This is a genomic window from Parvibaculum sp. (assembly GCF_019635935.1).
In the GTDB taxonomy this organism is placed as follows: domain Bacteria; phylum Pseudomonadota; class Alphaproteobacteria; order Parvibaculales; family Parvibaculaceae; genus Parvibaculum.
Genome location: NZ_JAHBYN010000001.1, coordinates 2,223,667 through 2,242,465, shown reverse-complemented (window position 1 = coordinate 2,242,465; position 18,799 = coordinate 2,223,667). Strand labels below are relative to the sequence as shown.

Below are 18,799 nucleotides of genomic sequence, written 5' to 3'. Positions count from 1 at the left end.
GGATCCATGGACCGCGCCCCACACACTTCAAAGTCAGATGGACCCCGGCTTTCGTCGGGGTGACACTTCTATCTTGGTTTGCCGTATTGCCTCCATCTCTTCTAGCGAAGAGAGACGCCGCTCTCGCGGCTTCTGGATTGCCGGGTCAAGCCCGGCAAAGACAAAGTGTGGGAGTGGACGAAAATAATTCTATCCGTCTACAGACGTCTCTCCGCTCCCTACCCCACCTCAAGCCGTGTCGGGGCGTCGGGGGCGGGCGAGACGCGGGCAGGCGGTGCGGCGCGGACCGGGAGGTGGCAGGCGACGCGGGTGCCGATGCCGGGTGTGCTTTCGAGCGTCACCCAGCCGCCATGCAGTTCGACGAATGAATGCACCAGCGAGAGGCCGAGGCCGGCGCCGCGGCGGCGGTCGCCCGACCCGTGCGCCTCGAAACGGTCAAAAACGTTGGACTGGAATTCCGGTTTGATACCGTCGCCGGTGTCGGCGACGAATAGCTCGACCGAGTTTTCAAAACGCATGGCGCCGATGGTGATGGTGTCGCCGGGGCTGGTGAAGGCCAGCGCATTGGACAGCAGGTTGATCATGATCTGCTTGATGCGCTTTTCGTCGGCGCGGACGATGCCGATGTCCTTCGGGCATTCGACTTTCAGCACGACCTTGTTTTTCTGCGCCGGGCGCTGCGCGAATTCTTCCGTCGCGTAGATCACCTCCGACAATTCGACATCGGAAAGATCGAGCGTCATGGCGCCCGCCTCGATGACCGCGAGATCGAGAATGTCGTTGACGACGTCGATCAGCGTTTCGGAACTTTCGAGGATGCCTTGCATGTATTCATGCTGGCGCGGGTTGAGCGTGCCGAACATTTCGGTTTCGAGAATTTCGCCGAAGCCGAGAATGTTGGTGAGCGGCGTGCGCAACTGATAGGAGACGTGGCTGATGAATTCCGATTTCAGCCGGTCGGCGGTTTCGAGCGCGTCGTTGCGTTCGCGCAGGGCGCTTTCGATCTGGATCGAATCCGTGACGTCGACGAATGTCACCAGCGTCGCCCCGTCGGGCAATGGCACCTGCGCATAGTCGATGACGGTGTTGTCCGGCCGCCGGAGACGCCCGGTCGTCTGGGCGCGGGCGCCGGACGCATTGGTGATGGCGGCGATGACGCCCGGCACTTCCGGCACGCCGTCGATCAGCCCGCGGGCGATCTCGGCGAGATCGTTGACATGGGGCTCGTCCTCGAGATCGGCGGGCGAGAAATTCCAGATGCGCGCGAAGGCGGGGTTCGAAAGTTTCAGGCGGCCGTCGGAGCCGAAGACCGCGACGCCTTCATAGAGATTGTCGATGGTTTCGCGCTGCACACGCGCCAGCGTGTTGTAGCTGCTTTCGAGATTGAGACGCTCGGTGACGTTTTCATAGAGATAGACGACGCCGCCAAAGGGATGCGCCTGACCGACCATCTTGACGGTGCGGCCGTCGGGCAGGTGCCAGTATTCCTCGATCGGATCGGGGGCGGTGTAGATCTCCATGCGCGCCTGCTTCCAGGCCTGGAAGTTCGCCTGTTCGGGCAGGCGGCGGCGGGCGCGCAGCTCGTCGAGAATTTCGCCGTCAGCCGGACCCTGATCGAGCCATTGCGGATCGAGGCCCCAGAGCGTTTCGAAGGCGCGGTTGTGGAAGGCGAGGCGCTTGTCGGGCCCGCAGATCGCCACCGCCGTCGTCACGCGGTCGAGCGTCGCGGCATGGCTTTCGATGTGACGGCGAAGCTCGCCCTCGGCCGCGTCGAGCGCCGAGACATCGACGGCGACGCCGGCGACGCCGTCGCTGACACGCTGTTCGACGATTTCCAGCGCCCGGCGCTCGCCGGCCATGATGGCGTGGCTGCGCTCGCGGGCGCGGGCCCGGTCGAACAACGCGCGGCGCAGCGCCGAGAGCGTTTCCTCGTTCAGAAGTTCGAGGCCCTTCATCACCGCCTCTTCCGGCGAGGCGGCATCGACCGCTTCGGCATAGGCGGTGTTGACCCAGGCAAGCTTGCCTTCGCCATCGCGGCGCCAGGCCGGCAACGGCGCCGTCATCAATTGTTCCTCGAAGCGGGCGCGCGCGGCCTCGGTGGCGCGCAGGCGATCCTTCAGGCGCGAGACCTCGGCGCGTTCGCCGGTGACGTCGCGCAGCCAGAGCACCGCAAGGGCGCCGGCCGGGCGGCCCTCGGCCTCGAAGGTGCGGCCGTCGACCGATTGCACATGCAGCGAAAAGCGGGCGCCGCGCGTGCGCAAGCGCTGGACGGCGGTGTTGAGGCGGCCGGCATTTTCAGGTTCGAGCCGGGTCAGCAGATAGCTGAAATCGAGATCGCCCGAAGAGGGATCGACCAGCGTCGCCGTCGAACCGACGATGCGGGGGCGGGCCTGAAAGGTGCCGGGGGAGGCGCGCAGGCTCTCCGGCGTCCAGATGAAAACGGCGTCGGGCTCGGCGGCGAGGATCGCTTCGGCCTCGTCGAGCCGGGCTTCGAGGGCACCGAGGCCCGCCTCGCGCGCGAGCGCCACGCGGCGCGCGGCACGGGCCGAGCGCAGACCGACAATGCCGGCCAGAGCGCCCGCAAAGGCGATGCCGGCGGCAACGGCATAGGCGGCGGCGACGGCGGGATCGGCCGCGGCCTCGGGCGGCAGGCCGATGGCGACCAGACGGTCCATCAGGCCTTTCGGCACGATTTCCTGCGCGGTGGCGGCGGCCGGCCAGAACAGGGGCGCAAGCAGGGCGGACGGCGCGGCGGCGGCACGCAAGGTTCTCGTCAAATTCCGGCTTCCGGCCGCCTTCATCACGCAAATCCCCATCGCGCTCCGCCCCCGTTTCGTGGGCGCGGACGCAAATCACCTGACCCCGCCAGATACTACACCATTGGCGACTCCGGGGTGAAAGCGGGGCCGGGTAAAAAGGCAAAGACAGAAAAAAGCCCGGCGTTTCCGCCGGGCTTTCTTTTCGTTTGCGCGAGGCCGCCGATCAGTAGCGGTAGGTCTCGGGCTTGAAGGGGCCTTCGGCGGAGACGCCGATATAGTCGGCCTGCTTCTTGTTCAGCGTTTCGAGCTTCACGCCGATCTTGGCGAGATGCAGGCGCGCGACCTTTTCGTCGAGCTCCTTCTTCAGCACATAGACCTTCTTCTCGTAGTCGTCCGGCTTCGTCCAGAGTTCGATCTGGGCCAGCGTCTGGTTGGTGAAGGAGGCCGACATCACGAAGCTCGGATGACCGGTGCCGCAGCCGAGATTCACGAGGCGGCCCTCGGCGAGCAGGATGATGCGCTTGCCGTCCTGGAACTCGATCTCGTCGACCTGCGGCTTGACGTTGTGCCATTTGAGATTGCGCAGACCGCCGATCTGGATCTCGCTGTCGAAGTGACCGATGTTGCAGACGATGGCGCGGTGCTTCATGGCGCGCATGTGATCGACGGTGATGACGTCGACATTGCCGGTCGTGGTCACGAAAATGTCGCCGCGGGGCGCGGCTTCGTCCATCGTCGTCACTTCATAGCCTTCCATCGCCGCCTGGAGCGCGCAGATGGGATCGATTTCGGTGACGATGACGCGGCAGCCGGCCTGACGCAGTGAGGCGGCCGAACCCTTGCCCACGTCGCCGAAGCCCGCGACGACGCCGACCTTGCCCGACATCATCACGTCGGTGGCGCGGCGGATGCCGTCGACCAGCGACTCGCGGCAGCCATAGAGATTGTCGAATTTCGACTTCGTCACGCTGTCGTTGACGTTGATCGCCGGCCAGAGCAGCGTGCCCTTCTTCTGCATTTCATAAAGACGGTGGACGCCGGTGGTGGTTTCCTCCGTCACGCCGCGCACGCTTTTGGCGATCTGGCTGTAGAAGCCCGGCTTGTGCTTGAGGCGGCGCTTGATAGCGGCGAAAAGGATTTCCTCTTCCTCGTTGCCCGGCGTTTCGAGGAAAGCGACGTCGCCTTCTTCGGCGCGCTTGCCGAGATGGATCAGCAGCGTCGCGTCGCCGCCGTCGTCGAGGATCATGTTGGGGGCGCCGCCATCCGACCATTCGAAAATGCGGTGGGTGTATTCCCAGTAATCCTCAAGGCTTTCGCCCTTGATGGCAAAGACCGGAATGCCGCGCGCGGCGATGGCGGCGGCGGCATGGTCCTGCGTCGAATAGATGTTGCAGGAAGCCCAGCGGATGTCGGCGCCGAGCTCGGCCAGCGTCTCGATCAGCACGGCGGTCTGGATCGTCATGTGCAGCGAGCCGGCGATGCGGGCACCCTTCAAGGGCTTCTGCGCGCCGAACTCCTCGCGCGTCGCCATCAGGCCCGGCATTTCGGTTTCGGCGATGTCGATTTCCTTGCGGCCCCAATCGGCGAGATTGATGTCCTTGATCGCGTAGTCGCGCGGATCGGCTTTGGCGGCTTGACTCATGGGGCGGTAGCTCCTTTGCGGGGCGTGATTTCAGGCGGGCCGGCGCGGGCGGCGCGCACAGGCGCCGCGGCTCGCGGAGCGGCCGGTTCGGGGGCGGTTATAGCAAGGGCGGGGAGAGGGGGCAAGGTCGATATAAAGAAATCTTTATATCGTTGTTTTGGCCGGCAAAATGGCCCTGCCGGCCTTAATCCCGGCGGTTACGACATGGCGATGGGCAGGCGAAATCTAGTCGCGTTCGCCGAAACCGTCCGACACCAGCGCCTCGAGGGCGTCGAGCGCGGCCTCGGCTTCGGGGCCCTCGGCCTCGATCAGGATGCAGCAGCCGGGCGCGGCGGCCAGCATCATCAGGCCCATGATCGAGGTGCCGGGGACCGTCTGGCCTTCGCGGGAAACGCGGATGTCGGCGTCGAAACGTTCGGCGGTCTGGACGAATTTCGCCGAAGCGCGGGCGTGGAGGCCGCGCGTGTTGACGATGTTGAGGAGGCGGGATGCGGGACGCGGTGCCCCGCCGCTTTCGACCGTCACGCGCCGTCGCCAGCCAGTACGCGGCTCGCAATCGAGATGTATTTGCGGCCGGATTCCTGCGCCTGATCGACGGCCTCGCCGAGCGAAGCCGTGTCGCGGACGGAGGCGAGCTTGATCAGCATGGGCAGGTTGACGCCGGCGATCACCTCGACCCGGGCCTTGTCCATCACCGAAATCGCGAGGTTGGAGGGTGTGCCGCCGAACATGTCGGTCAACAGGATGACGCCGTCGCCGCTGTCGGACGCGGCGACCGCCTTCAATATGTCCTTGCGGCGCTGCTCCATGTCGTCGTCGGGGCCGATGCTGATGGCCGCAACCTGCGCCTGCGCGCCGACGACATGTTCCATCGCGGCGACAAACTGGCTGGCCAGCTGACCATGTGTGACAAGTACCAATCCGATCATCGACCGCCCTCTTTGCCGCTTCCGGGCCGCCTGACGGCCGGGCGGCGTAACTTACCCCTGCGAGGGGCGTATCGTGACCTCATTCCGGCGTCAATGACAAGTGTTGCGACGCAACAATCGGCATCGCTTCGGGGGCGCCGGCGGATGCGGATTTCGGGATCAAAGGCGGCCGTCGGGGCCCGGGAAACCCGTTTCCGGAATAGCGGCCAGAGCGAGACGGAGCTTTTCGGGCGCCGTGATATCGAAAGCGTGTAGCGCCAGCACCGGCAGGCGGAGGCCGGCGATTTCCTCGTGGCGGGGTTCAGGCAGACGCGGCACGGCAGCGCGCGGCACCAGATCGACGATCAATACGACATCGCCCTGCGCCGCCGCCGGCATTTCGACAAGGCCGAGGCCGCGCAACTCGATGAGGCCGGTCAGCATTTCGGGCGCGGAGGCGACAAGACGCGCGCCGTCGCGAACGAGGCGCACCTGATCGTCGGCGACAAGACGGGTTTCGCCGCTGGCGTCGGCGCGGATCAGGCGGAAGGCCAGATCGGACTTTCCGGCGCCCGACGGTCCGCGCAGCAGCGCCGCGCGGGCGCCGCAGGCAATACAGGTGCCATGCATGTAGAGCGCGCCGGGCAAGATCAGCCCGCCGCCGGCAGGTCGACGGTGAAGCGCGCGCCGCGCACCTTGTCGCCATCCATCAGATTGGTGGCGCGCACCGTGCCGCCATGCACGTCGACGATCTGCCGGGAAATGGCGAGGCCAAGGCCCGAATGCTTGCCGAAACTGTCCGGCCGGTCGGTGTGGAAACGGTCGAAGATGCGCTCGAAACTGTCGGGCGGGATGCCCGGCCCCTCGTCCTCGACGTGGATGACGATGCGGTCGCGCAGACGCTCAGCGGAAACGCGAACGACGCCGCCCGGCGGACTGAACGAAAGCGCGTTGTCGACCAGGTTGCGCACGACCTGACCGAGGCGCATGTCGAAACCCCTGACCGTCATGTGCTCACGGCCCTGCGGGCCGGGATCGATGTCGAGCACGACGCGGGCATCGCCCGCGACGCCCGTTTCGGTGAAGAGATCGCAAACCGTTTCGAGCAGTGTCGGAATGCTCACCTCTTCCATTTCCTCGCGCGACAATTCGGCGTCGAGCCGCGAGGCGTTGGAAATGTCGCTGATCAGACGGTCGATGCGGCGGACATCGTCCTGAATGATCTGCGTCAGACGTTCCTTGGCGGCATCGTCCTTCGCCAGCCGCAATGTCTCGACGGCGCTTCGGAGCGAGGTCAGCGGGTTTTTCAGTTCATGCGCGACGTCGGCGGCAAAGCTTTCGATCGCATCGATGCGGCTGTAGAGCGCATTGGTCATGTCGCGCAGCGATCCGGACAATTCGCCGATCTCGTCGCGGCGTCCGGTGAAGTCGGGAATTTGCGCGCGCGCATTCTTGCCGCGGCGGACGATTTCGGCGGCCTGCGCCAGGCGGCGGACCGGCTCGGCGATGGTGCCGGCGAGCACCACCGACAGAAGAATGGTGACGCCGAGCGCAACCATGAAGACCTGCACGATGGCAAAGCGTTCGGCGCGGACAATGGCGTCGATGTCGCCGCCGCGCGTCGACAGCATCAGCACGCCAAGCACCGCGCGGTAACGCTGGATCGGCACGGCGACCGAGACGATCAATTCGTTCCGGTCGTTGACGCGTTCCATGCTGGAGGGCGTGCCCGTCAGCGCGCCGATGACTTCGGCGTACATCGTGCCGTTCTGACTTCCGGCTTCGCGGAAGCGCTCGAGATCGCGGCCGGGCAGTATGCTCAGCATCCAGTCGGCAATGCCCTCCAGGAAACCCGGCTCGTCGACGCCTTCAGGCGGCGGCAACTCGAAGGCGACAACCTGGCCGGACGCGGAGAGCTGGCGCGAATCGAGAATAAGCCAGCCATCCTTGTCGTAGAGACGGGCGCGGGTCTGGGTCGGCAGAACGAGCCGCCGCAGGATCGGCGCGGCCCCTTCGGGATCGATCGGCAGGGTTCTTTCCGCCAGCGCGGCGTCGATCGAGGATTGCGACGCGCGATTGCCCGCCAACGGATCGATCACCTGCGCATCCGGTGTCGAGGTCGCGCCTTCGGCAATGGCGCCGGCGATGATTTCCGCCTGGGTCAGAAGGCTCTGGCGGCGCGCATCGATCAGACCTTCGCGAAACTGGTTGAGATAGAGAATGCCGGTCAGCAGGACAAAAAGCGCCGCGACATTGAAGGCGACGATGCGGCGCGTCAGGCTCGAAAACCGGCCGCGCGCCAGAAAACCGCGAAAGGCGGAAAGCGAACGCGCCGCCCATGCCGCGAAACGCGCGGGCAATGCCGATGCGGGCGCGGCGCGCGGCGCGGGATCGTCCCGGCCCGCGCGCTCGCTTTCATTTTCGATCAGGCTGGCCATGACATTTCTTCGGCCTTTTCATGCCTGGCTTCATGCCGCGCGCCGAAGCCCGCCGACAGGTTTCAGGCCTCGCGGTAGCGGTAGCCGACGCCGTAGAGGGTTTCGATGGCGTCGAAATCGTCATCGACTTCCTTGAACTTCTTGCGCAGCCGCTTGATGTGGCTGTCGATGGTGCGGTCGTCGACATAGACCTGATCGTCATAGGCCGCGTCCATCAGCGCGTCGCGGCTCTTGACGTAGCCGGGACGCTGGGCCAGCGCCTGCAGGATCAGGAATTCGGTGACGGTCAGCACGACCTGCTTGCCGCCCCAGGTGCAAGTGTGGCGTTCGGGATCGAGCAGCAAATGGCCGCGCTCCATCACCTGATTGGCGGCGCCTTCGGCCGGCGCGGCGCCCTCGACCTTGGGGCTGAAGCGGCGCAGAACCGCCTTCACGCGTTCGACCAGCAGGCGCTGCGAGAAGGGCTTGGTGATGTAGTCGTCGGCGCCCATCTTGAGACCGAACAATTCGTCAATCTCGTCGTCCTTGGAGGTGAGGAAAATCACCGGCAGGTCGGATTTCTGGCGCAGGCGGCGCAGCAACTCCATGCCGTCCATGCGCGGCATCTTGATGTCGAAGACGGCGACGTCGGGCGGATTGGCCGAAAGGCCCGCCAGCGCCGCCGCGCCATCGGTATAGGTCTGAACGTGATAGCCCTCGGCTTCGAGCGCGATGCTCACCGAGGTCAGAATGTTGCGGTCGTCGTCGACCAGCGCAATGGTCGGCATTGGCCCCCGTTCCTTCTCAGCCTGGCCCCTTTGGCCGGTCTGGCCCTTCGGTTCTTCCTCGTTCCGGACCTCTTGCATCGGCATACCCCGCTCTCAGACGCCGCCCAGCATGGCGATGAGGCTTAGGGTCGCTTTTGGCCCAAAATGTGGCGGCAGTATAAGGGGTTGGTGCCTCACACGCCATGCCCCGCGCGGCGCGCAAACGGCCGATTTGACAAGCGCGCGGCCGGACGGCCATGAGTAGGTGAATGGAAGAAGGCCGGGAAGCGGCCAATGAGGGGGGAATATCATGCTGAAGCGCGTTCTGGCGGGGTTTGCCGGGCTCATCATCCTGCTGATCGCGGTGCTTGTCGGCCGGACGCTGGCGGTGCCGGTGCTCAATGTCGAGGCTGCGGGGCAGGCGGCCAGCATCGACGCCGAACGCGCGGCCGCGCATCTCGCCGAAGCCGTGCGCTTCGAGACGATTTCGCATCAGCGCGGCGCGGACGCCGCCGCCGTCGCCCGCTCGGACGCGGCCTTTACCGGCTTCCGCAACTGGATGGACGCGACCTATCCGGCCTTCACCGAAGCGACGAGCCGCGAGATCGTCGGCGGGCACACGCTCTTTTATACCTGGGCGGGCAGCGACGCGACGCTCGATCCGGTGCTGTTGATGTCGCATATCGACGTGGTGCCGATTGCGCCGGGTACGGAAGATCAGTGGGAGCATCCGCCCTTTTCGGGCGCCATCGCCGACGGCTATGTGTGGGGACGCGGCACGATCGACAACAAGGGCTCGCTGATCGCGATGGTCGAGGCGGCCGAGTTGCTGGCGGCGCGCGGCTTCCGGCCGGTGCGCAGCATCATGTTCGCTTTCGGCCATGACGAGGAAATCGGCGGCGGCACCGGCAACAAGGTGCTGGCAGAGCTGCTGCAGGCGCGCGGCACGCGGCTGCACTGGGTGAAAGACGAAGGCGGCGTGATCGGCCACGGGATGCTGCCCGGCGTCAACACGCCCGTCGCCATGATCGGCGTGGCCGAGAAGGGCTCGATCTCGCTCGACATCGTCGCCTATTCGCGCGGCGGACATTCGTCGATGCCCTCGCCCGCCGCCGAAACCGCCATTGGAAGGCTGGCGCGCGCGCTGGAGCGGATCGGCGATGCGCCGTTTACGTCCCGCGTCGACGGCGCGACGCGCGGCATGATCGAGGAACTGGCGCAGGCGGCGCCGTTTCTGCAACGCTTGGTCTATGCCAATCTCTGGCTCTTCGAGCCCGTGGTGCGCGGCGTGATGGAAAAGAGCCCGACCAGCGCGGCGCAAATTCACACGACGATCGCGCCGACGATCATCGAGGGCGGCAACAAGGAAAACGTGCTGCCGCCGGAAGCGCGCGCGGTCGTCAATTTCCGCATTCATCCGCGCGACAATGCCGAGACGGTAATGGCGCATGTGCGCGCGGCCATCGACGACCCGGAGGTCAAGATCGAACCGCTGCCGGGCATCCGCGAGGCCTCGCAGGTGTCGAACATCGAAGGCGACGGCTACAAGTTTTTGACCCGCGTCATCGGCGAGAGTTTTCCGGGCACGATCACTGCGCCTTATCTGGTCGTCGGCGGCACCGACAGCCGCCACTATCTTCCGATCACCGACAATGTGTTCCGCTTCATCCCCATCCGCATGGGCCCGGACGACATGGCCCGCTTCCACGGCACCAATGAGCGCGTGTCGGTGGCCAATATGGGGGAGGCGGTGGCTTTTTACGTCCGGCTGATGGAAACGATGGAGGCCGCCGAATAACGCCGTTTTCAGGGTTAAGGCTGCCGCTTTTTGCGCCATGAAAGCCGCTTTGGCGGGCAAGAGGGGCGCTTCGCCGCACCCTTTGCAAGCGCCTTGCAAAGCGGTTGCGCCGGGGAGGGGCCGCCAGTATGTTGACGCCGAATTTCCGACCCGCTGGAGAGAGACCGGGGCATCTGGCCCCAGTTTTGCTATATTTCCAGTGGATGACCGACGCGCCCAAACCGGCGCGACAATAATCGCCCGACGGGTTTTCCGGAACCGGGCGGCGGGGAAGCGAACAAGCCAGACGGCCCGCGGGGGCCTCTCGGGATCACGAGGAGAGAATTGTGAAACAGACCGGGCCCATCATCAGCCGTTTCGGCGCCGACAAAAGCGGCTTTAAAAATCTTGCCGCCGCGCACTGGAACTACCGCCCCGCCGCGCTTTACGAAGAAGCGATAAAACGGAACGAGGGCCACGTCGCCGCCAACGGGCCCTTCGTCGTCAAGACCGGCGTTCACACCGGCCGCTCCGCCAAAGACAAATTCATCGTCCGCGACGCCTCCACCGAAAAGACCGTCTGGTGGGACAACAACAAATCGATGACGGCCGAGGCCTTCGACCTTCTCCATGCCGACATGCTGAAACACGCCGAGGGCAAGGAACTCTTCATTCAGGACCTTTTCGGCGGCGCCGACGAAACCCACCGCCTCGCGACCCGCGTCTACACCGAATATGCCTGGCACTCGCTGTTCATCCAGAACCTGCTGATCGAACCGAAGCCGGAAGAGCTCGACAATTTCGAGCCGCAATTCACCATCATCGACCTGCCGAGCTTCGAGGCCGACCCCGCCAAATACGGCGTGCGCACCGGCACCGTGATTGCCTGCAACTTCGCCAAGCGCATCGTGCTGATCGCCGGCACATCCTATGCGGGCGAAATCAAGAAATCCGTCTTCTCGATGCTCAACTACGAATTGCCGCCGAAGCGCGTGATGCCGATGCATTGCTCGGCGAATGTCGGACCGGAAGGCGACACGGCGATCTTCTTCGGCCTTTCGGGCACCGGCAAGACGACGCTTTCGGCGGTCGCCACGCGCACGCTGATCGGCGATGACGAGCATGGCTGGTCGGAAAACGGCGTCTTCAACTTCGAAGGCGGCTGCTACGCAAAGATGATCAAGCTGTCGGCGGAAGCCGAGCCGGAAATCTATGCCGTCACCAAGCGTTTCGGCACCGTGCTTGAAAACGTCGTGATGGACGACGACACCCGCGAACTCGATCTCGACAGCGCGGCGCTGGCCGAGAACTCGCGCGGCGCCTATCCGCTTTCGTTCATTCCGAATGCCAGCCCCACGGGCCGCGCGCCGCACCCGAAAAACATCATCATGCTGACGGCGGATGCCTTCTCGGTGCTGCCGCCGGTCGCGCGGCTGACGCCGAGCCAGGCGATGTATCACTTCCTGTCGGGCTATACCGCGAAAGTGGCCGGCACCGAAAAGGGTGTGACGGAGCCGGAAGCGACCTTCTCGACCTGTTTCGGCGCGCCCTTCATGTCGCGCCATCCGACCGAATACGGCAACCTCTTGCGCGACCTCATCGCCCAGCACAAGGTTTCGTGCTGGCTCGTCAACACCGGCTGGACCGGCGGCGTCTACGGCACGGGCTCACGCATGCCGATCAAGGCGACGCGGGCGCTGCTCGCCGCCGCGCTTGACGGCTCGCTCAACAATGTCGCTTTCCGCACCGATCCGAACTTCGGCTTCGAGGTTCCGGTCAGTGTGCCGGGCGTCGACGACAAGATCCTCAACCCGCGCGACACATGGGCCGACAAAGCCGCCTATGACGCGCAGGCGCAGAAGCTGGTGAAAATGTTCATCGACAATTTCGCCAAGTTCGAGGCGCATGTCGATCCGGACGTCCGCGCCGCAGCGCCCGCCGCCGCCCGCGCCGCCGAGTAAGCGCGCTTCATACCAAACGCGAAAGCCCGGCGGGAAACCGCCGGGCTTTTTCGTTGGCGCGCGATCCGACGGCGCCGATTTTACTTCCTGTCCGGCGGGTTATGACCGTCGCCGGCATGGGTGCCTGTCCATGAGGGCGGATCGGAGGCCGGGAAGCTTTCATCCAGCGTTTCGTCGATCTCCGCTTCTTCGGCGTCGCGCTCCTTCTCGGCTTTCTCCGCCGCCTTTTCGGCACGCTTTGCATCGGCCTCGGGCGAGGCCGCGCCGCTCGTCCAGGCGGGCGGGTCGGAAGCGGGGAAGCTTTCCTTTTCGGCCTCGTCGACTTTTTTCCTGTTCTCCTTCGGCGTCGGCATCGGCGGTCCTCCGGCTGTTAACGGCGCGTCCCGGATTCATATAGGGCGAAAGCGGCGCGCGGCGAGCGCGTCACACGACCAGTGCTTCGAGAGCGATATTGACGGCACCCGCGCCCACCCATGAGCCGAGCGGGATGGCCGCATAGAGGATGAGGCGGCCCGCCGTCTGAAGGTCAAGCGGCCATTCGCGCATGCGTTCCAGCCGTCTTTCGAGCGCAATGAACGCGGAAAGCATCAGCGCTGCTTCGCGCGCCGCCTCGCCGCCATTGCGGAAGGTTCTTTCGTGACGGCGGATTTCGCTACGGACCCGGGCGAGATCGCGGTATTTGGCCCGCCGGATGACGCGGTGCGAGCGCAGCATGGGACGGGAGAAGACGAAGAAGGCCGCGGCAAGCGTCAGGACCAGAGCAGGCGCAGTGATGCCGTCCGCGTCCTGTCCGACCAGCAGCAGGGCAACGACACCCGATACGGCGAACCAGGGCAGCGCGCCGCGCAATGCGACGCGACCGAAGGCATCGAGTTGCGAGATATCCGACAGGTCAGGTTCGAGCCCCTTCAGCGCATCCGAGAAAAGCCTTGTATCGCCGCGCAGGAAATAAATGCGACGCAACAACTGCATGACGAGCAGCGAAACGATGCACAACATCCAGATATCGACCGGCGTTTCGAATGCGGACCAGCCGTTCTGCCGGACACCCAGCACGGCGATCGGATAGAGAACGGCCCCCGCGACGAAACCCGCGAGCCCCGCCAGTCGCGAGCGGGAAAGCTCCCGCGGCGTGACGCCCAGGGCGTGGCGCTCGACCTCGGCCGCGGTGATGTTGGGGGCGATCCCGACCAACAGGCGCGCGTCGCGCAGGTTTCCGGCGACCGTGTAGCGGCCGATGCCGAGAATTGCAAACCAGAGAAGCGAAAGGGCGAGCGCCGCCCAAGCCTCGCTCGAGAGAGAGACCTCGTCAGGGCGAATAACAACGATGTCGACGCCGGAAAGAAAGGCCGTGAGGAGAAAACTCGCGAAGAAAAGAGCCGAGACGGCGCCGCCAATCAGGAAGGGGCTGACGGGAAGCGCGTCGGCGAGCGCGTTCTCCCAGCTCTTTCTGCGTTGATCTTCGCTGTCCATACCGCCGCCTTCTGCTAATGCGCCTCATCCCAGTTTTTGGCGGCGCGGGCATCGACGTCGAGCGGCACCGAAAGTTCGAGCGCCGGCGCCGCGGCGCCCGACATGATCTTCGCCACCGCTTCACAGGTCTTTTCGGCTTCTTTCTCCGGCGTCTCGAAAATCAGTTCGTCATGGACCTGCAGCAGCATGCGCGCCGAAAGTTTTGCCTTTGCGAGTGCGCCCGGCATGCGGATCATGGCGCGGCGGATGATGTCGGCGGCGGAGCCCTGGATCGGGGCGTTGATCGCCGCGCGTTCCATAAAGCTCTTTTCGGCCGGATTTTTCGAGTTGATCTGCGGCAGGTGAATGCGGCGGCCGAAAATGGTTTCGACATAGCCGTTCTTGTGGGCGAAGTCCTTGGTGTCGTCCATATAGGCGCGGATGCCGGGGAAGCGTTCGAAGTAGCGCGCGATGTAGTCGCCGGCCTCCTGGCGCGAAATGCCGAGCTGGTTGGCGAGACCGAAGGCCGAGATGCCGTAGATGATGCCGAAATTGATCGCCTTGGCGCGGCGGCGGATGCCGGGGTCCATGTCCTTCAGCGGCACCGAGAACATTTCCGACGCCGTCATCGCGTGAATATCAAGCCCGTCGGCAAAGGCTTTTTTCAGCGCCTCGATGTCCGCGATATGCGCCAGCAGCCGAAGCTCGATCTGGCTGTAGTCGGCCGAGATCAGCAGGTTGCCCTTCTCGGCGACGAAGGCCGTGCGGATCTTGCGGCCGTCCTCGGTGCGCACGGGGATGTTCTGCAGGTTGGGTTCGGTCGAGGCGAGGCGGCCGGTCGAGGTCGCGGCCAGCGAATAGGAAGTGTGGATGCGGCCGGTATCCTTGTCGATGAATTCGGGCAGCGCATCCGTGTAGGTGCTTTTCAGTTTGGCGAGACCGCGCCAGTCGAGCACCGCGCGCGGCAACTCGTGGCCTTGCGCGGCCAGCGCTTCCAGCATGTCGGCATCGGTCGACCAGGCGCCGGTCTTGGTCTTGCGGCCGCCGGGAATGCCCTGCTTGTCGAACAGGATTTCGCCGAGCTGCTTCGGCGAGGCGATGTTGAAGCGCTCGCCGGCCAGCACATAAATCTCGTCCTCGAAGCGCGCCATCTTCTGCGCGAAGTCGGACGAGAGCCGCGCCAGCACCGCCTTGTCGACTTTGACGCCGGCACGTTCCATTTCGACGATCACCGGCACCAGCGGCCGCTCCAGCGTTTCGTAAACCGTCATGCGGCGCTCGGCGACGAGGCGCGGCTTCAGGATGTGCCAGAGCCGGAGCGTTACGTCGGCATCCTCGGCCGCATAGGCGACCGCCTTGTCGACCGGCACGCGGTCGAAGGTGATCTGCGCCTTGCCTTTGCCCGCCACTTCCGAAAACGGGATCGGCTTGTGGCCAAGAAAAAGATCGGAAAGCTCGTCCATGCCGTGGCCGTGAACGCCGGCATCGAGCGCGTAGGACATCAGCATCGTGTCGTCGAGGGCTGTGAGCGCGATGCCGTGCTGGCGGAAGACCAGCATGTCGAATTTGAGGTTCTGGCCGATCTTCAGGATGGACGGGTCTTCGAGCAGCGGCTTCAGCGCCTTCAGCGCATCCTTCAGCGGGATCTGCTGTTGCGCGCCCGCATCCGCGAAATCGAGACCGTCGCCGGCGCCGTGTTGCAGCGGCACGTAGCAGGCCTCGCCGGGCACCAGCGCCATCGACACGCCGACAAGGCGGGCCTGCATCGGGTTCAGCGAATCCGTTTCGGTGTCGATGGCGACATATCCCTGCGCGCGCGCCTTTTCGATCCATGTTTCGAGATCGGCGCGCGTGACAACCGCCGTGTAACTGGCTTGCGCGAAATCGGCGTCGACGCCCTTCGGCATTGCGCCCGGAACGCCGCCGCGCGCGCCGCGCGCCGCCACCTGCTTTTCCGGCTTGCCACCGGCGTCCCTCGCCGCCTCCGCTTGCGGCGGATGGGCGCCTGTCGCCGGGATCGCATCGACATCGATGTTGAAGCGTTCGCCGACGCGGCGCGTCAGCGTCGAGAATTCCATGTCCTTGCAGAAACCGATCAGCGTTTCGGGGTCGGGGTCGCGGACAGCCATCGTGTCGAGGTCGACGTCGACGGGCACGTTGTTGTCGAGCTCGACGAGCTTGCGCGAAATGCGCGCCTGCTCGGCAAACTCGATCAGGTTTTCGCGGCGCTTCTGCTGTTTGATTTCACCGGCGCGGGAGAGCAGCGTTTCGAGATCGCCATATTCCTCGATCAGTTGCGCGGCCGTCTTGATGCCGATGCCGGGGACGCCGGGCACATTGTCGGTCGAGTCGCCAGCCAGCGCCTGCACATCGACGACTTTTTTGGGCGGCACGCCGAATTTCTCGATCACCTGGTCGCGCGCGATCGTTTTCAGCTTCATCGTGTCGAGCATGTCGACGCGGTCGTTGACGAGCTGCATCAGGTCCTTGTCGGAGGAGACGATGGTGACGCGGGCGCCCGCTTCCGCCGCGAGGCGCGCATAGGTGGCGATCAGATCGTCGGCCTCGAAGCCCAGCATCTCGATCGAGGGCACGCCGAAAGCGCGCGTCGCGTCGCGCACCAGCGCGAATTGCGGGCGCAAATCTTCCGGAGGTTCGGCGCGGTTGGCCTTGTACTCGGGATAGATGTCGTTGCGGAAGGTCTTCGACGAGGCATCGAAAATGACCGCGAGATGCGTCGGCTCGAATTCGTCCTTCGTATCCTCGATCAGCTTGTAGAGCATGTTGCAGAAGCCGGCGACGGCGCCGACGGGGAGGCCGTCGGACTTGCGCGTCAGCGGCGGCAGCGCATGATAGGCGCGGAAAATGTAGCCCGATCCGTCCACCAGAAAGAGGTGATCGCCTTTTTTCAGCGGCTTTCCCGCCGCCGCTTTCTTTTCCGTTTTGCCGCTTGCCACGCGCCTCGCCTTCCCTATCTATGAGGCCTATGCTTGCCCTCCGCCTCGCGGCGGGACGCCACTATAACGCGTTCGCCGCTCCGCAACAGAACCCGCATCGAAGCCTTTAAAAAGAGCCCCGCGTCATGGCCCATTCGCTTGCCGACACAGACCCGACCGTCGAAGCCCGCATGCCGGCCGAGCCCGCGCCGCACGCCGCGGCGCGATACGCCATCGAGGCGCGCAACTTGCGGAAGGTCTACAAGGCGAGCGGCAACCAACCTGCCAAGGAAGCGCTGAAGGGGATCGACCTTGCGATTCCGCGCGGTTCGATTTTCGCGCTTCTGGGGCCGAACGGCGCCGGCAAATCGACCTTCATCAACATACTCGCAGGGCTCGTCATCAAGACGTCGGGATCGGCCTCGATCTGGGGTTTCGACATCGACGTCAATCCGCGCCAGGCGCGGGCCTCGATCGGCGTGGTGCCGCAGGAACTCAACATCGACCCGTTCTTCACGCCGGCCGAGGTGCTGGAAATGCAGGCCGGCCTATATGGCGTGCCGAAGCGCGAGCGGCGGACCATGGAAATCCTCAAGGCCATGGGGCTCGACGACAAGGCGGACGCCTATGCGCGCACGCTTTCCGGCGGGATGCGGCGGCGGCTGCTGGTCGCCAAGGCGATGGTGCACAACCCGCCGGTGCTGATCCTCGACGAGCCGACGGCGGGCGTCGACATCGAACTCCGCCGCCAGCTCTGGGACTATGTGAAGGGGTTGCACGCGCGCGGCACGACCATCGTGCTGACGACGCATTATCTCGAAGAGGCGGAAGCGCTGTGCGACACCATCGCCATCATCGACAAGGGCGAGGTGGTGTGCTGCGAGCCGAAGGACCAATTGCTTTCGCGGATCAGCGACAAGCGGCTGATCGTGCGGATGGCGCGGCCGCTCGCGGCGCTGCCGGCGGCGCTTGCCGGCCTGAAGGCGGAACTCCGGCCCGACGGAGCGCTGACCGTGCAATACAACCCGGCCGAGACCGGCGCCATGGATATCCTCCGTTCACTGAGCGATGCGGGGCTCGAAATCCGCGACATCTCGACGGAGGAATCCGACCTCGAAGACGTCTTCATGCAGCTCACATCGACGAAATAGTGCCCGCCGCAGCGATATCCGTCACGCCGATGCCCGTTTGACGAGCTCGCCCAGCACCATGTCGACGCCGGCGCCGGCCGAGAGCGGCAACAGCACCGCCTCGATTTCGGTCGCGGGACCCGATGGCGAAAAAACCGCCGCGCCGTAAACGCGCAAGGGGCGGCGCAACTGGCAGACGACGCCCAGCACCTTGGCGATGGCGGCGGCGGGCTTTTCGGCGATGTCGCCTTCGAGCGTGCGGCCGGTGAAGTCGCGCGCGAAAAGTTCGTTCAGCGCCGTTCCCATCAGACGTACACGGAAGTTCGACAGCGACAGCGCCGGCGGCTCGGCATCGACCAGAAAAACCGACGGCAGATGGCTGACAATATCGGCGGGGCTGACATCGGCGCGCGCCGGACAGGGCTTGCCGCCGCGCTGGCGCTCCCAATAGGCCAGCATGTCGCGGAGACGGGCATCCTGAAACGACAGGAGCGGGTCGATGAAAAGATCGAGGGGCGCGAGCCGCAGGGCCTCCGGCGCTGACATCGACATGGGAACGCAGAACTCTTTGAAAGGCGCATGGCGCGGAAATAGCGGGTTCCCTGCTATAGGCGGATTCGAGCGCGCCGCCAAGACAGGCCCCGATGCCGCCGATTGTCAGGGCGCCCAGTTTGTTCTACCTTGCGGCGCGCTTCGGCCGGGCTTCCCCGGCGGCCCGCACCCGTAGCTCAGCTGGATAGAGCGCTGCCCTCCGAAGGCAGAGGTCAGAGGTTCGAATCCTCTCGGGTGCGCCAATTCTAGCATATAATTCAAATAGTTACCGTTCTTGCGGAGATGACTGCAATCACTTCGCGATTGCTTATTCCCCCAGCATTCCCCCAGATGGCTTCATGCGGCGGGCTTGCTGTTGGTCCACACGCGACGCGCCCTGGAGTTCGCTGGGGTGCCAAAATCCTCGTGCTGCCGTTGAGACTACTTGTCAGTCTCGAGTCTCAAACCGCGCAAACCATTCACGGGACAGCTTCTGCGCGTCGGCGATCTGTGCGGGCG

General features: G+C 64.9%; 14 protein-coding genes and 1 tRNA gene. 4 read left to right on the top strand and 11 right to left on the bottom strand.

Going from position 1 to position 18,799, the window contains the following annotated elements:
* Positions 1-218 precede the first annotated feature (218 nt).
* The 7 genes from KF719_RS11125 to KF719_RS11095 form a co-directional block, all read right to left on the bottom strand.
* The gene (locus KF719_RS11125) at positions 219-2,777 is read right to left on the bottom strand and encodes a PAS domain-containing sensor histidine kinase (protein WP_293508784.1); all 2,559 of its coding nucleotides are present in this window, start codon (positions 2,775-2,777) and stop codon (positions 219-221) included.
* 205 nt (positions 2,778-2,982) lie between these two features.
* Positions 2,983-4,401 carry an adenosylhomocysteinase gene (gene ahcY / locus KF719_RS11120; protein ID WP_293508783.1) on the bottom strand — a complete coding sequence of 473 codons (1,419 nt, stop codon included), beginning with the start codon at positions 4,399-4,401 and terminating at the stop codon, positions 2,983-2,985.
* A 225-nt stretch (positions 4,402-4,626) separates the two neighbouring features.
* Entirely contained in the window at positions 4,627-4,926 is a 300-nt protein-coding gene (locus KF719_RS11115; RefSeq protein WP_293508782.1) for an HPr family phosphocarrier protein, read from the bottom strand.
* A complete protein-coding gene (locus tag KF719_RS11110) occupies positions 4,923-5,330 on the bottom strand; it encodes a PTS sugar transporter subunit IIA (RefSeq protein ID WP_293508781.1) in 408 nt (135 codons plus the stop codon). Before KF719_RS11110 ends, KF719_RS11115 begins: the two co-directional genes overlap by 4 nt.
* Before the next feature lie 159 nt (positions 5,331-5,489).
* The gene (locus KF719_RS11105; RefSeq protein ID WP_293508780.1) at positions 5,490-5,957 is read right to left on the bottom strand and encodes an HPr kinase/phosphatase C-terminal domain-containing protein; all 468 of its coding nucleotides are present in this window, start codon (positions 5,955-5,957) and stop codon (positions 5,490-5,492) included.
* A 2-nt stretch (positions 5,958-5,959) separates the two neighbouring features.
* Positions 5,960-7,747: a stimulus-sensing domain-containing protein gene (locus KF719_RS11100; protein WP_293508779.1), complete on the bottom strand. Its 1,788-nt coding sequence runs from the start codon at positions 7,745-7,747 to the stop codon at positions 5,960-5,962.
* 62 nt (positions 7,748-7,809) lie between these two features.
* Positions 7,810-8,514: a response regulator transcription factor gene (locus KF719_RS11095; RefSeq protein WP_293508778.1), complete on the bottom strand. Its 705-nt coding sequence runs from the start codon at positions 8,512-8,514 to the stop codon at positions 7,810-7,812.
* 289 nt (positions 8,515-8,803) lie between these two features.
* On the opposite strand from KF719_RS11095, the gene KF719_RS11090 reads away from it, so the two are divergent.
* Together KF719_RS11090 and KF719_RS11085 are read left to right on the top strand one after the other, a co-directional pair.
* Entirely contained in the window at positions 8,804-10,291 is a 1,488-nt protein-coding gene (locus KF719_RS11090) for a M20 family peptidase (protein ID WP_293508777.1), read from the top strand.
* 326 nt (positions 10,292-10,617) lie between these two features.
* Positions 10,618-12,231: a phosphoenolpyruvate carboxykinase gene (locus KF719_RS11085; RefSeq protein ID WP_293508776.1), complete on the top strand. Its 1,614-nt coding sequence runs from the start codon at positions 10,618-10,620 to the stop codon at positions 12,229-12,231.
* A gap of 80 nt (positions 12,232-12,311) precedes the next feature.
* On the opposite strand, the gene KF719_RS11080 is transcribed toward KF719_RS11085, so the two are convergent.
* From KF719_RS11080 to polA, 3 genes are all read right to left on the bottom strand, one after another.
* On the bottom strand, positions 12,312-12,584 hold the full coding sequence (locus KF719_RS11080; RefSeq protein WP_293508775.1) for a hypothetical protein: 273 nt from the start codon (positions 12,582-12,584) through the stop codon (positions 12,312-12,314).
* 70 nt (positions 12,585-12,654) lie between these two features.
* Complete coding sequence (locus KF719_RS11075) at positions 12,655-13,704, bottom strand: hypothetical protein (protein WP_293508774.1); 1,050 nt, start codon at positions 13,702-13,704, stop codon at positions 12,655-12,657.
* A gap of 14 nt (positions 13,705-13,718) precedes the next feature.
* Positions 13,719-16,595: a DNA polymerase I gene (gene polA, locus KF719_RS11070; RefSeq protein WP_293510638.1), complete on the bottom strand. Its 2,877-nt coding sequence runs from the start codon at positions 16,593-16,595 to the stop codon at positions 13,719-13,721.
* Between the two features lie 170 nt (positions 16,596-16,765).
* Here polA and KF719_RS11065 point away from each other — a divergent pair, with 170 nt between their 5' ends.
* Positions 16,766-17,770 (top strand): ABC transporter ATP-binding protein, encoded by a 1,005-nt coding sequence (locus KF719_RS11065; protein ID WP_293508773.1) that lies wholly within the window; start codon positions 16,766-16,768, stop codon positions 17,768-17,770.
* A gap of 21 nt (positions 17,771-17,791) precedes the next feature.
* Here the strand turns inward: KF719_RS11065 and KF719_RS11060 are convergent, their stop codons facing one another.
* Positions 17,792-18,301 carry a PAS domain-containing protein gene (locus KF719_RS11060; RefSeq protein WP_293508772.1) on the bottom strand — a complete coding sequence of 170 codons (510 nt, stop codon included), beginning with the start codon at positions 18,299-18,301 and terminating at the stop codon, positions 17,792-17,794.
* 165 nt (positions 18,302-18,466) lie between these two features.
* Here KF719_RS11060 and KF719_RS11055 point away from each other — a divergent pair.
* Positions 18,467-18,543, top strand: a tRNA-Arg gene (locus KF719_RS11055).
* Positions 18,544-18,799: the final 256 nt, after the last annotated feature.

What these genes read in the sequence shown, in the direction of transcription:
- ahcY (WP_293508783.1), bottom strand. Translation starts at nt 4,401, where the DNA reads ATGAGTCAAGCCGCCAAAGCCGATCCGCGCGACTACGCGATCAAGGAC.
- KF719_RS11110 (WP_293508781.1), bottom strand. Translation starts at nt 5,330, where the DNA reads ATGATCGGATTGGTACTTGTCACACATGGTCAGCTGGCCAGCCAGTTT.
- KF719_RS11100 (WP_293508779.1), bottom strand. Translation starts at nt 7,747, where the DNA reads ATGGCCAGCCTGATCGAAAATGAAAGCGAGCGCGCGGGCCGGGACGAT.
- KF719_RS11095 (WP_293508778.1), bottom strand. Translation starts at nt 8,514, where the DNA reads ATGCCGACCATTGCGCTGGTCGACGACGACCGCAACATTCTGACCTCG.
- KF719_RS11090 (WP_293508777.1), top strand. Translation starts at nt 8,804, where the DNA reads ATGCTGAAGCGCGTTCTGGCGGGGTTTGCCGGGCTCATCATCCTGCTG.
- KF719_RS11080 (WP_293508775.1), bottom strand. Translation starts at nt 12,584, where the DNA reads ATGCCGACGCCGAAGGAGAACAGGAAAAAAGTCGACGAGGCCGAAAAG.
- KF719_RS11075 (WP_293508774.1), bottom strand. Translation starts at nt 13,704, where the DNA reads ATGGACAGCGAAGATCAACGCAGAAAGAGCTGGGAGAACGCGCTCGCC.
- KF719_RS11065 (WP_293508773.1), top strand. Translation starts at nt 16,766, where the DNA reads ATGGCCCATTCGCTTGCCGACACAGACCCGACCGTCGAAGCCCGCATG.
- KF719_RS11060 (WP_293508772.1), bottom strand. Translation starts at nt 18,301, where the DNA reads ATGTCGATGTCAGCGCCGGAGGCCCTGCGGCTCGCGCCCCTCGATCTT.